At 69.7% G+C, this 13531-nt stretch carries 12 protein-coding genes; 6 read left to right on the top strand and 6 right to left on the bottom strand.

Annotated features, from left to right (window positions below; translation table 11 throughout):
• Positions 1-173: 173 nt before the first annotated feature.
• From HWX87_RS27215 to HWX87_RS27195, 5 genes are all read right to left on the bottom strand, one after another.
• The gene (locus HWX87_RS27215) at positions 174-1718 is read right to left on the bottom strand and encodes a TolC family protein (protein WP_176050172.1); all 1545 of its coding nucleotides are present in this window, start codon (positions 1716-1718) and stop codon (positions 174-176) included.
• Entirely contained in the window at positions 1705-3777 is a 2073-nt protein-coding gene (locus HWX87_RS27210) for an FUSC family protein (protein WP_176050171.1), read from the bottom strand. Before HWX87_RS27210 ends, HWX87_RS27215 begins: the two co-directional genes overlap by 14 nt.
• Positions 3758-4807 carry a multidrug transporter subunit MdtN gene (mdtN, locus tag HWX87_RS27205; RefSeq protein ID WP_176050170.1) on the bottom strand — a complete coding sequence of 350 codons (1050 nt, stop codon included), beginning with the start codon at positions 4805-4807 and terminating at the stop codon, positions 3758-3760. The genes HWX87_RS27210 and mdtN overlap by 20 nt, the downstream gene beginning before the upstream one ends.
• Positions 4804-5097 (bottom strand): hypothetical protein, encoded by a 294-nt coding sequence (locus HWX87_RS27200; protein WP_176050169.1) that lies wholly within the window; start codon positions 5095-5097, stop codon positions 4804-4806. The genes mdtN and HWX87_RS27200 overlap by 4 nt, the downstream gene beginning before the upstream one ends.
• A gap of 389 nt (positions 5098-5486) precedes the next feature.
• Complete coding sequence (locus HWX87_RS27195) at positions 5487-6389, bottom strand: LysR substrate-binding domain-containing protein (protein WP_176050168.1); 903 nt, start codon at positions 6387-6389, stop codon at positions 5487-5489.
• 186 nt (positions 6390-6575) lie between these two features.
• Between HWX87_RS27195 and HWX87_RS27190 the strand changes: the two genes are divergently transcribed.
• Positions 6576-7718 (top strand): metallophosphoesterase, encoded by a 1143-nt coding sequence (locus HWX87_RS27190; protein ID WP_176050167.1) that lies wholly within the window; start codon positions 6576-6578, stop codon positions 7716-7718.
• A 49-nt stretch (positions 7719-7767) separates the two neighbouring features.
• Here HWX87_RS27190 and HWX87_RS27185 read toward each other — a convergent pair whose 3' ends face one another.
• Positions 7768-8355 (bottom strand): malonic semialdehyde reductase, encoded by a 588-nt coding sequence (locus HWX87_RS27185; protein ID WP_176050166.1) that lies wholly within the window; start codon positions 8353-8355, stop codon positions 7768-7770.
• Positions 8356-8592: 237 nt separating this feature from the next.
• Between HWX87_RS27185 and HWX87_RS27180 the strand changes: the two genes are divergently transcribed.
• From HWX87_RS27180 to HWX87_RS27160, 5 genes are all read left to right on the top strand, one after another.
• Positions 8593-9189: an alpha-ketoglutarate-dependent dioxygenase AlkB gene (locus tag HWX87_RS27180; protein ID WP_176050218.1), complete on the top strand. Its 597-nt coding sequence runs from the start codon at positions 8593-8595 to the stop codon at positions 9187-9189.
• 304 nt (positions 9190-9493) lie between these two features.
• Positions 9494-9700 carry a hypothetical protein gene (locus tag HWX87_RS27175; RefSeq protein WP_176050165.1) on the top strand — a complete coding sequence of 69 codons (207 nt, stop codon included), beginning with the start codon at positions 9494-9496 and terminating at the stop codon, positions 9698-9700.
• A gap of 316 nt (positions 9701-10016) precedes the next feature.
• On the top strand, positions 10017-10448 hold the full coding sequence (gspI, locus tag HWX87_RS27170; protein ID WP_176050164.1) for a type II secretion system minor pseudopilin GspI: 432 nt from the start codon (positions 10017-10019) through the stop codon (positions 10446-10448).
• Complete coding sequence (locus HWX87_RS27165) at positions 10432-11094, top strand: prepilin-type N-terminal cleavage/methylation domain-containing protein (RefSeq protein ID WP_176050163.1); 663 nt, start codon at positions 10432-10434, stop codon at positions 11092-11094. The genes gspI and HWX87_RS27165 overlap by 17 nt, the downstream gene beginning before the upstream one ends.
• Before the next feature lie 178 nt (positions 11095-11272).
• On the top strand, positions 11273-13495 hold the full coding sequence (locus HWX87_RS27160) for a tetratricopeptide repeat protein (RefSeq protein ID WP_176050162.1): 2223 nt from the start codon (positions 11273-11275) through the stop codon (positions 13493-13495).
• Positions 13496-13531: the final 36 nt, after the last annotated feature.

Raw genomic sequence — 13531 nt, 5'->3', positions numbered from 1 at the left:
GCGGGCTCGCGGAACGCGAGCCGGGGCAGGAGGACTGCGTCGGACAGGCGTTCAGGCGGCAAGCGGCGCACGCAACGGAGTGCTGCAACTGTCCACGATGGTTCCTGAAGGAAGAATGGGCGGCATTCTAGTGGGCGGCGCGCGCAGGCGTCAACCGCCTTGCGGCGGCGGCGCTACTGCGCGGCGCCGATCGTGCCCGTCGCGAGTGCGAGCGCGGCGGCGGCCGACAGCGCGCCGGCATAGCTGTCGACCTCCGCGTTCCGGGCCGCGAGCAACTGGCTTTGCGCGATCGTCGCGTCGGTGACCGAGCCGACGCCGTTCCGGTAAGCGGTCAGCGCCGCGTCGTAGCTGGTCTGCGCGGCATCGACGAGCGCCTTGGCCGCGTCGTGCGACGCGAGGCTCGTCTGCACCGCGTTCTGCGCGGCGACGACCTGGCGCACGGCTTCCTCCTTGGTCCGCGTGAGGCGCGCGGATGCGCTTTCCGCATCGTTGCGCGCCTGCATCAGCACGGCCGAGCGCAGGCCGCCGTCGTAGAGCGGGATCGTCACGCCGAGGAACACGCCGCCGCCGTAGCGGCTGCCGTTCAGGTTGACGGTCGGCGCCTGGTCGCCGATCGCGGGCAGCGCGGAGATGGCCGTGCCGCCGCTCGCGTACGACGTCGACGCGGACAGGAAGATCTTCGGCATGAACGCGGCCTCGGCGGCCTTGATCTTCGCGCGATTGGCCTTTTCGAGCGCAAACGCGCCCTGCAGGTCGGGGCGGCGCGCGATCGCGTCCGACACGATCGCATCGACCGACGAGCCGAGCGCGGGCGGCAGCGGCCGCTTCGGCAGCGCCGCGATCGTCGGCTTCGACAGCGGCGAGATGCCGAGCGCGGAGACGAGCGCGAGGTAGCTGTCGCTTTCCGCGCCGTTCGCCTGCACGAGCGCGAGGTTCGCCTGTGCGCGGTTCTGCGTCGCCTGCGCAAGCTCGACGACCGTGCCGACGCCGTGCTTGAGCCGCGCGCGCGATGCCGCGAGGATCGCATCCGCGTTCGCGAGGCCCTGCTGTGCGCTGACGGCGCGCGAGCGCGCGGCTTCATAGCGGTAGTAGCCGACGGTCACGTCGTGGATCACCTGCTGGTGCACGGCGGTGAACGCGACGTTCGATGCGATCGACGCCTGTTCGGCTGCTTCGACGCGTGCCGCGCGGCCGCCGAAATCGAACAGCAGCCATTGCAGCGACAGCGCGGAAATCGTGCCGTGCACCGTGGTGTCGCTCGACGAATCGCCGAGGATCGTCGACGTCGAGCCGTGGCTCGTCTGGTACGCGCCCATCGCGGTCGCCGACAGGCGCGGCAGGTAGGCGGCCTTGGCGAGACCGACCGCGAGCGCCGCGTTGCGCGCGTCGTTCCATGCGATGCGCGTCAGCGGGTTCGCCGATTCGGCGAGATCGATCAGCTCGGGCAGCGTGTACGGATGCGCGGTGTCGAGCGCGGCCGGCGGCGCGACCGACGCGAGCGCCGGCGACGCGGGCAGCGTGTAGTCGTGCGCGCCGTGCGCGGACGCGCGCGGCGGGCCTGGCACGATGTCGCCCGCGGCCGACGTTTGCGGCTGCCACGGGCGGTCGGGTGCCTCCGGCGCCAGGTCGATCGACGACGTCGCGCAGCCGGCCAGCGCGACGGCGGTCGCGAGGGCGGCTACGGCGATCGAGGCGGCCGGCGGTTCAGGTCGACGCATGGGGGGCAGGCTCCTTCGGTGTGGCTTGGCGGGCGGCGTCGGCGATCTGCGCGAGTCGCGTGTCGATCAGGTTCAGCAGCGCGTCGCGTGCGGGGTCGGTGGGCGCGGCGCGCGGCGGCGGGGCCGATGGCGCCGGGTTCGGCGGGGGCGCGGCTTCGTCGTCGCGCGGCTCGGTCACGCGTGCGAGTTGCGCGCCGATCGCGGCGTCGCCGGGCTTGCGTTCGGCGAGCAGGAACAGCGGGCCTTCGATCGCGCCGAGTTCCGCGAGCGCGCGCCGTCGCGTGGCGAGCCACGTCGCGGCCGGCCGCACCCACGACGGTTCGTAATGGACGAGGCCGAGTTCCTGCGCGATCGCGCCGTGGCGCGCGAACGCTTCGGCCGCGAGCGCGCGCCGTTCCGCCGGCTGCGCGATCTGCGCGATGCGTCGCCACTGGTCGAGCAGCGCGGCGAACGCGACGTCGATCTGCTTGCCGATGCTGACGGGCCAGATGCGTGTGAACACGAGATACACGACGACGTTGCCGAGCAGGATGCCGATCGTGCGGTCGCGCGCGATCGTCAGGTCGAAGCCGGGGCCGGCGCCCTGGATCACGCACAGGAAAAACGCGAATGCGATCTGGAAGCCCGCATACGCGATGCGCGGCGAGCCGAATGCGATCCACGCGGACAGCCACGCGCCGGCGAACACCAGCGCCATCAAGTGGCCGACCGACGACAGCGCCGGCACGACGAACACGAGCGCGGCGGTGCCGAGCAGTGCGCCGACCATGCAGCCGACGATCCGCAGCGTGAGCTTCTCGACCGTCTCGGCCGTCGAGCCGAGCGACACGATGTAGCAGGTGACGACGCACGTATGGATGCCCGACCAGTCGAGCTGCGAGTACAGCAGGTAGCAGAAGATCGCCGCGGCCGTCGTTTTCAGCGCATAACGGATGTGGTCGGGATTGGTGCGCGCGTCGGGCAGGAAGAAGCCGCCGCTTGGGGCCGGTGCCGGCGCTGCGGTGGGTGCTGCGGGCGGGGCGGCAGGGGCAGCGGGCGTTGCGCCGGCCGAAGCCTCCGTCGCTGCATCGGCCGTCGAGACCGCCGCGCCCGGCTCCGCGAAGCGCGTGATCGCTGCATGGAGATCGGTCGCGGCGATGCGCGCGAGCGGCGGCAGTGCGTCGGCGGGCGGCAGCGCGAGCGTCACGTCGACCGGATAGCCGCCGCGTTCGAGAATGGCGGCCATGTCGTCGAGCGTCGCGGCGATCGGCGTGGCGAACGCATCGGGCAGCCGCGCGTCCGGTTCGCGATCGGCCAGCGCGACGCCGACCATCAGCGCGGTGCTCGAGGCGATGGCTTGCCTCAACGCGGCGACGTCGGCGGCGGTCGACGAGCCTTCGAGCTTCGACAGCTTGAGCCACGTGAGCAGTTGCTTGTCGCCTTCACGCAGGCTCGTGTCGAATGCGGCGCGTGCATCGTCGTCGCCGCGCAGTCGCCGCGCGGCGAGCCGCAGCCGCTTCGCGAGCTGCGCGTGCACGAGCTTGCGCGGCGACGGCGCGATCAGCAGGTTGACGACGATCGCCACGCCGACGGGGATCGCGATCGTCAGCCAGATATAGAGCAGCGCGCGCGTCGCGGCTTCGCCGAACGGCGCGAGGCCGAGCTGGTCGAGCCCGAAGCCGACGATCATCGCGAGGATCGCGCCCACCGGTCGCAGCTTGCTGGCGGAAGTGAGGTACAGGAGGGCGACCGACAGCACGGCCATGCACGCGACCCGCAGGATCGAATAGTCGATGCTGAAGATCGCGATGCCGAGCACCAGCCCGATCACGATCGTGACGATCAGCAGCAGCGCGGCCGCGAGCACGACGCTCGTCACGCGGTCGGCACGGATCATGAAGAACACGACGTACGCGGAAAGTGCGGCTTCGGGCGTGCCGTACGCGGCCGTCACGAGCGCGGTCAGCGCGCAGATCAGCGCGACGCGCACGGCGATGGCCGTGCGCCCCGGAAACGGCGCGAGCAGCCGCAGGACTTCGCGCGGGCCCGGCGCGCGAACGTCAGCGGCAGGCAGTGCCATGCCGGACCTCGACGATCGCGCTGGCGCCGACGCGCACGAGCTTCGCATCGGGTTCGTCGAGCTTCACGCGCACCGGGAAGCGCTGCGCGACGTGTACCCAGTTCACCGAGTTCTGCACGATCGGCAGCGAGCGCGGCAGGTTGATGCGCGCGCTGTCCGCGATGCCGGCGCCGATGCCGACGACCTTGCCCGTCAGCGGGCGGCTGCGGTCGATCATCGAATAGACGGTCGCGCAATCGCCGACCGCGATGCGGCTCAGCGCCGTCTCGCGGAAATTGCCGACGGCGAACCATTCGCGCGCGTCGATCAACGTGAAGATCGACTGGTTCGGTGCAAGGGTTTCGCCAGCGAGGACGGTGAGACCCGTCACGAGCCCGTCGTGCGGCGCACGCACGACCGTATCGTCGAGCGCATGCTGCGCGCGGGCGAGCGCGGCTTCGCGCGCATGCAGCGTCGCGATCGCGTCGGCTTCGTCCCCGATCGTCTGTGCGGATGCGCGCTGCTGCTCCTGCGCCTGCGCGAGCGAGACGGATGCGTCGCGCTGGCGGACCTTCGCCTGGTCGAACTGCTGCGCGCTGACATAACCCTGCGCGGCGAGCGGCGCGAGCCGGTTCACGTCGCGTGTCGCGAGGTCGGCGTTCTGCGTCGCGCGTTTGACCTGCTCGGCGGCGACCGCCGCATTCGAGCGCTCGCCGATCAGCGAGCGGCGGCGCGTGTCGAGCGACGCGCGCGCGAGTTCGACGTCGGCCTGCGCCTGCGCGACCGTCAGGCGGTACGGCACGGGATCGATGACGTACAGCAGGTCGCCCTTCGCGACGCGCTGGTTCTCGTGCACTGCGAGCTGCACGATGCGGCCGCCGACGGGCGACGCGACGTGCACGACGTCCGCGTCGATCGACGCGTCGTCCGTCGACGGATAGGCCGTCGTGCGGTAGTACGCATACACGAGCGCGGCGACGCCGAGCGCGACGATCGCGAGCGCGATCACGCGGCCTTTCACGGAGGGGCGGGGGAGTCCGGCGGCCTTCATGCGAACGGCCCCGTGCCGGTGAGCCAGACGATCACGGCGACCACGAGCCCGATCGCGGTGCAGACGGCGAGCTGGTAAGGCACGGTGGCGGCCCAGCCGGTCGAGACGAACACGCGGTGCGCGATGATCGCGCCGATGACGCCGACGATCGCGCTGACGAGCCAGAGCGGGAAGTACGCGCCGAACAGCACGTACGACGGTGCGCCGTGTGATGCGCAGCCCGCGAGCGGCAGGGCGGGCGCCAGGGCGGCGGCAACGCGCAGGGGCGCGCGCGGCGTTGTTTTTCTCATGGTGTGACGAGCTCGACGTTGGGGGTGGATGCCGGGCGCGGCGCAATGTGGATCGTCGCGACCGGCCGGGCCGCGACGACGATTCCAGGATACGGAGCCGATCATAAATCAGCGCGATGCGGATCGCCAGCGATCCGGCACACGCGCGCGGCACGGGCCATGGCCGGTCGCGGGCGTGCCGGCGGCCGGTCCGTCCGGCCGTTCATCCGGCCGCGCGTTTCGGCAGCAACGGCCGGATCGCCGCGATTCTGCCAGCGCACGCTCGCGTAGGGTTGCTAACGGACTGCAAAGAATCGTCAGACGAACGAAAGGTGAAGGCGTTTGCCATGTCGATGCAAGGCAATGACGGTGAAAATGCCCAATTGCTGCCTGAACGTGCCTGAATCCGGTCAGTCCGGCTGGCCGGGCGCGTCCGCGACGAGCAGGTCGACGAGGTCGCGCGCGAAGCGCGGCAGTGCATCGAGATCGGCGACGCAGATCTGCAGCTGGCGTTCGGCCCAGTCGTCCTCGAGCGCGACGAGGCGCAGCGCCATCGTCTTCGCATGGCGGCGCGCGGTGCCTTCGGGCAGCACGCCGACACCGACGTTCGCCTCGATCATCCGGCACGCTGCCTCGAAGTTGCTGACCTGGATGCGCCAGCGCAGCGTGCGCTGCACGTCGGCGGCCGCGCGCTTCAGGAAGTTGTGGATCGCGCTCGCTTCGGTCAGGCCGATGAAGTCGTGGTCGAGCGTCGCGACGAACGGTGCCGACGCCAGTTCGGCAAGCGGGTGCCCGAGCGCCGTCACGAGCACGAGGCGGTCACGCCGGTACGGCATCGCCTGCAGCCCGTCGGTGCGCACGTCGCCCGCGACGATGCCGATGTCGACCATGCCTTCCTGCACCGCGCGCACGATGTCGGGGCTCAGCCGCTCCTGCATGTCGATCGTCACGTCGGGGTGGCTGACGAGATAGCGGCGCAGCACGCCCGGCAGGAATTCGCTCATCGCGGTGGTGTTCGCGAACACGCGCACATGGCCTTTCACGCCCGACGCATATTCCTGCAGGTCGCCCGTCAATTGTTCGAGCTGGCGCAGCACGCGGCGCGCATGGGCGAGCAGCGTCTCGCCCGGCGCGGTCAACGTGACGCCCTGGCTCGTGCGGCTCAGCAGTTTCACGCCGACCTGCTCCTCGAGATTCTTGATGCGCATGCTGGCTGCCGGCACCGACAGGTGCGCGCGTTCGGCGCCGCGCGTCAGGCTGTTCGCCTCCGCGATGTGCGTGAAGAGTTTGAGGTCGACGAGATCGAAGCGCATGGGCGGGGCGGCGGAAGGATGGCCGATTATCGCGCGAAGCCGCGTGGTCCTCCACCGGCGGCCGCGACCGGTCGTCACGGCCGGGATCTGTGTACCATCGTGCGTATGGCGCGAAGCGCGGCGCAGGGCATCACGGCCCCGTGCCGCGCTTCGCGGAAGCGGTATCGCAACGAAGGTGAGCGTTCCATGCGAAGTTTCTTTGTCCGGTTCATTGCAATCGGCGTGCTGTTCCATTTGTACGTCGGGATGCGGATCATTCCCGATGCGTTCGCGTCGCCGGTCGCGCGCACAATTGCGGCGCTCGTGCTGGCGAGCTTCGTCGTGCTGATTCCGGTCGGCATGTTCTCGCGCCGCTTCGACGAAGGCTGGGCCGCGACGCTGGTCGGCTGGGCCGGGTCGCTCGTGATGGGTTTCTTTTCGTCGCTGCTGGTGCTGACGTTCCTGCGCGAATTCGTGCTGCTCGGCGTGGTCGCGTGGCGGCATCTCGGGCACGACGGCGCGTGGAACGGCGCGGCGACCGACACGGCGCTCGGCGTGCTGGCGGCCGCGGTGCTCGTCACCGCGATCGGGTTCGTCGGCGCGCGCCGCACGGCGGCGGTCAAGCGCGTGTCGATTCCGGTGGCGGGGCTGCCGGCGGCGCTCGACGGGCTGACGATCGTCCAGCTGTCCGACATCCACGTCGGGCCGACGATCAAGCGGCCGTATATCGAACGGATCGTGCGTGCGGTCAATGCGCTCGACGCCGATCTGGTAGTCGTGACTGGCGACGTGGTGGACGGTTCGGTCAAGCGCCTGCGCGACCACACGGCGCCGCTCGGCCGGATGCGGTCGCGGCACGGCAGCTTCCTCGTGACCGGCAACCATGAGTACTACGCGGGCGCGCATGCGTGGATCGACGAATTTCGCCGCATCGGGCTGACGGTGCTGCTGAACGAGCACGTGCTGATCGAACACGACGGCGCACGCGCGGTGCTCGCGGGCGTGACCGATTTCACGGCCGGCGGGTTCGATCCCGCGCATCGCAGCGATCCCGCGCAGGCGCTGGCGGGCGCGCCGCGCGACGTCGGCACGAAGATCCTGCTCGCGCACCAGCCGCGCAGCGCGGAAGCGGCGAACCGCGCGGGTTACACCCTGCAGTTGTCGGGCCACACGCACGGCGGCCAGTTCTTGCCGTGGCCGCCGTTCGTGCGGATGCAGCAGCCGGTGATCGGCGGGCTGAACCGTTTCGGCGACATGTGGCTCTATGCGAGCCGCGGCACTGGATACTGGGGGCCGCCGAACCGCTTCGGCGTGCCGTCCGAGATCACGCTGATCCGGCTGACGCGCTAGGGCCAGCGCAAGCCCGTTATCAGTGTGAACGGGCCCTGGCCCGCAATCGTTACTCGATGCGTGCGATATCGTCGAAATCGAAGCGCGGGCTGCGCGGGAACAGGCCGGCCGGATCGCCGTAGCCGAGATTCACGAGGAAGTTGCTCTTGATCGTGGTGCCCGCGAAGAATTCGGCATCGACCTTCGCGCCGTCGAAGCCCGACATCGGGCCCGCATCGAGGCCGAGCGCGCGTGCGGCCAGGATCAGGTATGCGCCTTGCAGCGACGCGTTGCGGAACGTGGTGGCCTGGATCAGCGCATCGTTGCCGGCGAACCAGCTGCGTGCGTCGGCATGCGGGAACAGGCGCGGCAGGTGCTCGTAGAACGCGTAATCCATCCCGACGATCACGGTGACGGGCGCGGCCATGGTTTTCGCGAGGTTGCCTTCGGACAGCGCGGGTTTCAGGCGCGCCTTCGCTTCGGGCGACTTGACGAACACGAAGCGTGCGGGGCTCGAGTTCGCCGACGTCGGGCCGAATTTCATCAGGTCGATCAGCCGGTGCAGCAGCGCGTCGTCGACGGGTTTGTCCTGCCACGCGTTGTGCGTGCGGGCAGTGAGAAACAGTTGATCGAGGGCGGAATCGGAGAGCGTCGTCATGATGGGGTCCGGGAAGAAAGCGGCCGCGTCGTGCCGGCCGGCGTGGCGGAGAAAAGCGGCGCCCCTCGGCGGAGCGTGCCGCGACACGCCGCGATGATAGCGTGATGCGCGTATGTGCATCGCGGTGCGCGGCGGTTTCCTTTCATCGGCGAATGACAGCGCATGGCGGTGCGCGGCGCCGTTGGCTAGTATGCAGACATGCATCGTTCGCTCCGTTTCCCGCCCGCTCTTTCCGACATGTCGACGCCCGATCTCTTCGCTGACACGCCCGCGCCCGACGTGGACTGGTACCCAGACTGGCTTGCACAAGCCGATGCCGATCGCACGCTTGCCGCGCTGATCGGCGAGGTCGCGTGGCGGCAGGATACGATCCGTACGCCGCGTGGCCGCATTCCGTTGCCGCGGCTCACCGCGTGGCAGGGCGAGCCGGATGCCGTGTACGTGTATTCGGGGATCCGCAACGTGCCCGCGCCGTGGACGCCGGCCGTGCTCGACCTGAAGCAGGCGGTCGAGGCAACGTGCGGCGCGCGCTTCAACAGCGTGCTGCTCAATCGCTACCGCAACGGGCTGGACAGCCTCGGCTGGCACGCGGACAACGAGCCGGAGCTCGGCGAGGCGCCGGTGATCGCGTCGGTGAGCCTCGGTGCGATGCGCGTGTTCGATCTGCGCCATCGCGCGACCGGCGTCACGCATGCGTACCGCCTCGTGCATGGCAGCCTGCTCGTGATGCGTGGGCGCACGCAGTCGGAATGGCAGCACCGCGTGCCGAAGGCGCCGGGCGTGCAGGGCGAGCGCGTCAACCTGACCTTCCGGCGGGTGATGTCCGCCGGATAGATCGCACCCCGTTTCCGCGATCCACGAATGGCCGATGCAAGCAATCGTTCGTGTGTGCGGCACGTTGCCGCACGAATGCGATACGGTGTCGCCTGACATGGCCCGGAAGCCCGTCCCGTATGGGTTTCAGTCAGTTTCGATCGACCGGGCGGTTCCGATAGATGAGTGAAACCTCTGATGGTGCGTCGCAACAATTATTGACTAGACTGTCGAATGGCAGAAACGCGTCGGCACACCGGCGCGACCCTTTCGACATGCCCCGAGTGTTGCCGATGCGGCGCGCAAGGGGGCAGGAGCAAAACGCGTGACCGTACTCGACCCTTCCTTCGAACCCTCGCTGCACGTCTTTGAACAAGACGGTGGATGGCAATGGGCGCTGACGGTGAAGCGGGCGACCGGCGTCGGCGTGAAAGTCGTTGCGTTCAGCCGGGAAGGCTTTCGCGGCGAAGCCGAGGCAGTCGCCGCCGGCCAGCTTGCCCGCGCCGAATATGACGACGCCGTGACGGCCTGACGCCGTCGCGGCGATCCCGCCCGAGGATCGCTTTCACCGTCCGCCTTTCGCCGTCCGGTGCCGGGCGGTTCGTTCCCGATTCCTTTCCGTTTTCAGCCTTTTGTCCGGCGCGGTGCGCGCATCGCGCGATACCGCATGCGGGGCGTCGGCACGCCTGTCCCCGGTGCTCGTCGCGCCAAATGGTCCGTACCATTCGACACGTGCGTGCCATACGTTGCGCTTAACGTCCGTGCACGGCGTCCGTCGCGCCGGCGACGCGGCCTGCGCCGCGGTTTGACCGCCGGACGCCGACCCATCGACAAGAATGATGCAGGTCATGTGCGACGACAGAACGGACTACCGCCGCCATGCGCGCGGCGGATCGCGCGCGGCGCGTACGCTTCAACGGGGATTCACGCTGATCGAGGTGCTGATCGCGCTGGCGATCGTGGCCGTGGCGCTCGGCGCCGTGATGCGCGCGATCGGCGCGCTCGCGTCGGATACCGACATGGCGCGCATGCGCCTGCTCGCGCTCTGGAGCGCCGACAACGCGCTTGGCGAAATCCGCATTGCATCGGCGTGGCCGTCCGTCGGCACGAACACGTTCGCGTGCCCGCAGGGCCGCTACCGGTTCGTGTGCCGCCAGTCGGTGGCCGCGTTGCCGAGCCCGCTGGTGCGGCGCGTGACGGTCAGCGTGTATCCATCCTCGTCGAGCCGCAACGTGCTCGCCGAAGTCGTCACGGTGATCCAGAATGAAGCGCGCCATTGAACCGCGCGCGGCGGCGCGTGCCCGCGGCTTCACGCTGATCGAGATGCTGGTCGCGATCGCGCTGCTCGCCGTGATCGCGCTGCTGTCGTGGCGCGGCCTCGATGCGACGATCCGCGGCCGCGACGATATCGCGTCGAATCTGTCGCAAACGCGTCTGCTCGGCCGCTATTTCTCCCAGTTGCAATTCGACCTGACGAACCTCGTGACGGCGGACGAAGTGTTCGGGCCCCCGCTGCGCATTCGCCCGAACGAACTCGTGATGGTGCGTCGTCTCGGCGTCGGCAGCGGGCCGGCGCAGATGCAGGTCGTGCGCTACCAGCTCAAGGGGCGCGAACTCGTGCGCAGCGCGTCGCAGCCGCTTGCGTCGCTGGCCGACGTGGAGGACGCGCTGCAACACATCGACACGTTCGCGCGCGTGGTGGTGAGCAATGATGCGCGGACGATGCAGCTTTCGGTGTGGATTCCGCCGGGGGGATGGACGACGAGCCAGACCGTCATCGAACAGTCCTATGCGCAGTTTCTCGCGCAGCACGGCGTCAGCAACATCACGTCGCTCGGCATGCCGCTGCCGCGCGGCGTGCGCTTCGCGGTCACGATGGGCGCGCCGGCCGTCGAATACGTGCGGACGATCCCGATCGGCCAGTGACGGCGGCACGCGCTGCATCCGGCCGGCAATGTGGTCCGTCCCCCGGGCAAAATGGTCCGTAACTTTCGTCATACGTCTGTTATTGCCCGTCCGTTAGTCTCGTGACGAGCATGACCGCCGCGACCGGTTCCATCGAGCCGGGCCAGCGGCGGCATCGGCAAACGGGAAGGGGGCGAACGTGACGGTCGAGCACCGGCATGATGCACACGCGGGCGCGTCGGGACTCGACGCGCGCGGTCAACGGCAATCGGCGGCGATCCTGAGCCGCGCACAGAACTGGCATGGCGCCGGACGATTCGACGACGCGGCGCGCGAATACCTCGCCGTGCTCGAGAACGAGCCGGACAATCCCCAGGCATTGCACCTGTACGGCGTGCTGCAGTTCCAGCGCGGCGCGGCCGACGACGCCGAAGCATTGCTGCGCCAGTCGATCGCGATCGCACCGGGCACGCGCGCGCTGTCGGATCTCGGCGCGATCGCCGGCGAGCGCGGCCGCGCCGGCGAAGCGCTCGAGCATTTCGCGGCCGCGCTGCGCGCGACGCCCGACGACGTGCAGACGCTCGTGCGACGTGGCAATACGCTGCTCGGATTGCGCCGCTACGACGACGCGCTCGCGTCGTTCGACCGCGCGCTCGCCGTGTCGCCGCTGGTGCTCGATGCGCTCTGCAATCGCGGCAGTGCGCTGCGTGCGCTGCGCCGCTTCGACGAAGCGCTCGATACCTACGATCGCGCGCTGATGGTCGACCCGCGTTCGTTCGAATCGTGGTTCAACCGCGGCCTCGCGCTGCGCGAACTGCAGCGGCAGGCCGATGCGCTGCAGTGCTTCGAGCGCGCCAGCGCGATCCGGCCCGGCATCGCTGCGATCATGGCCGAGCGCGGCCGCACGCTGATCGATCTCGATCGGCCGGGCGAGGCGCTCGACGCGTTCAACGAGGCGATCGCGGCCGATCCCGCGCGGATCGACGTGCTTTACAACAGCGCGGTTGCGCTCGAACGGCTCGGCCGCGCGGACGAAGCGCTGGCCCGCTGCGAGCGCGTGCTGGCGTTCGATCCGGATCATGTCCGCGCCCATGCGAGTCGCGGCAATGCGTTGTTGCAGCTCAAGCGCCACGACGAAGCACTGGCCGCCTATGCGCGCGCGCTGGCGCTCGATCCGCACTCGGCGGAGACGTTGTGCAACCGCGGCACCGCGCTGCGTTACCTGAAGCGTTACGACGACGCGCTGGCCAGCTACGATGCCGCGCTTGCGCGCGACGCGCGGTTCGCCGAGGCGTGGACCAACCGCAGCAGCGTGTTGCAGGACCTGCACCGCTACGACGAAGCGATGGCGTCGATCGACCGTGCGCTCGCGCTGCGTCCCGATCACGCGACGAACTGGCTCAATCGCGGCAACCTGCATTTCGAAACGGCGCGCACGGACGACGCGCTCGTCGCGTATGACCGCGCGATCGCGCTGCATCCCGACTACGCCGAGGCGCATTTCGCGCGCGCGTCGCTGTATCTGATCGAAGGCGATTTCGCGCGCGGCTGGCCCGAGTACGAATGGCGGCTGCGCGACGCGCAGCTTGCGCGGCACTACCGGCCGTTCACGCAGCCGGCGTGGCAGGGCGACACGCCGCTCGACGGCCGGACGGTGCTGATTCATGCGGAACAAGGGTTCGGCGACACGCTGCATTTCTGCCGCTATGTGCCGCTGGTGGCCGCGCGCGGTGCGCGGGTCGTGTTCGAGGTGCAGCCGCAGCTGCGCGCGCTGATGGCGTCGCTGCCCGGGTCGGTCGACGTGATCGCGCGTGGCGAGCCGCTGCCGGCGTTCGATTGCCAGGCGCCGCTGATGAGCCTGCCGCACGCGTTTCGCACCGACGAAGCCACGATTCCGTGTGCCGGCGCCTATCTGCATGCCGACCCGCAGCGCACGCGCCAGTGGGAAGCGCTGCTCGGCGAACGGCGCCGGCCGCGAATCGGGATCGCCTGGGCCGGCAATCCGGAGCACCGGAACGATCACAACCGGTCGATCGATTTCTCGCGGCTCGCGCCGCTGTTCGATCTCGACGTCGACTGGATCAGCCTGCAAAAACCCGTGCGCGAACGCGACGCGGCGCTGCTCGCGGAGGCGCCGGTGCGCCGCGTCGACGACGAACTCGGCGATTTCGCAGACACGGCCGCGCTGATCGGCGCGCTGGATCTCGTGATTGCGGTCGATTCCGCCGTCGCGCATCTGGCGGGTGCGCTGGGCCACGCGGTCTGGGTGCTGCTGCCCGATCCGGCCGAGTGGCGCTGGATGCGGACCCGCGGCGACAGCCCGTGGTATCCGTCCGCGCGGCTGTTCCGGCAGGCGGCGCCGGGCGACTGGACGGGCGCGATCGACGCGGTGCGTGCCGCGATCGCGGCGATGACACGTTAGACACGACACACGATACGAACAGCGACAAGTGGGGGC

The organism is Burkholderia sp. BCC1644 (assembly GCF_902833225.1).
Taxonomy (GTDB): Bacteria; Pseudomonadota; Gammaproteobacteria; order Burkholderiales; family Burkholderiaceae; genus Burkholderia.
This window is presented reverse-complemented; position numbering and strand designations above follow the sequence as displayed.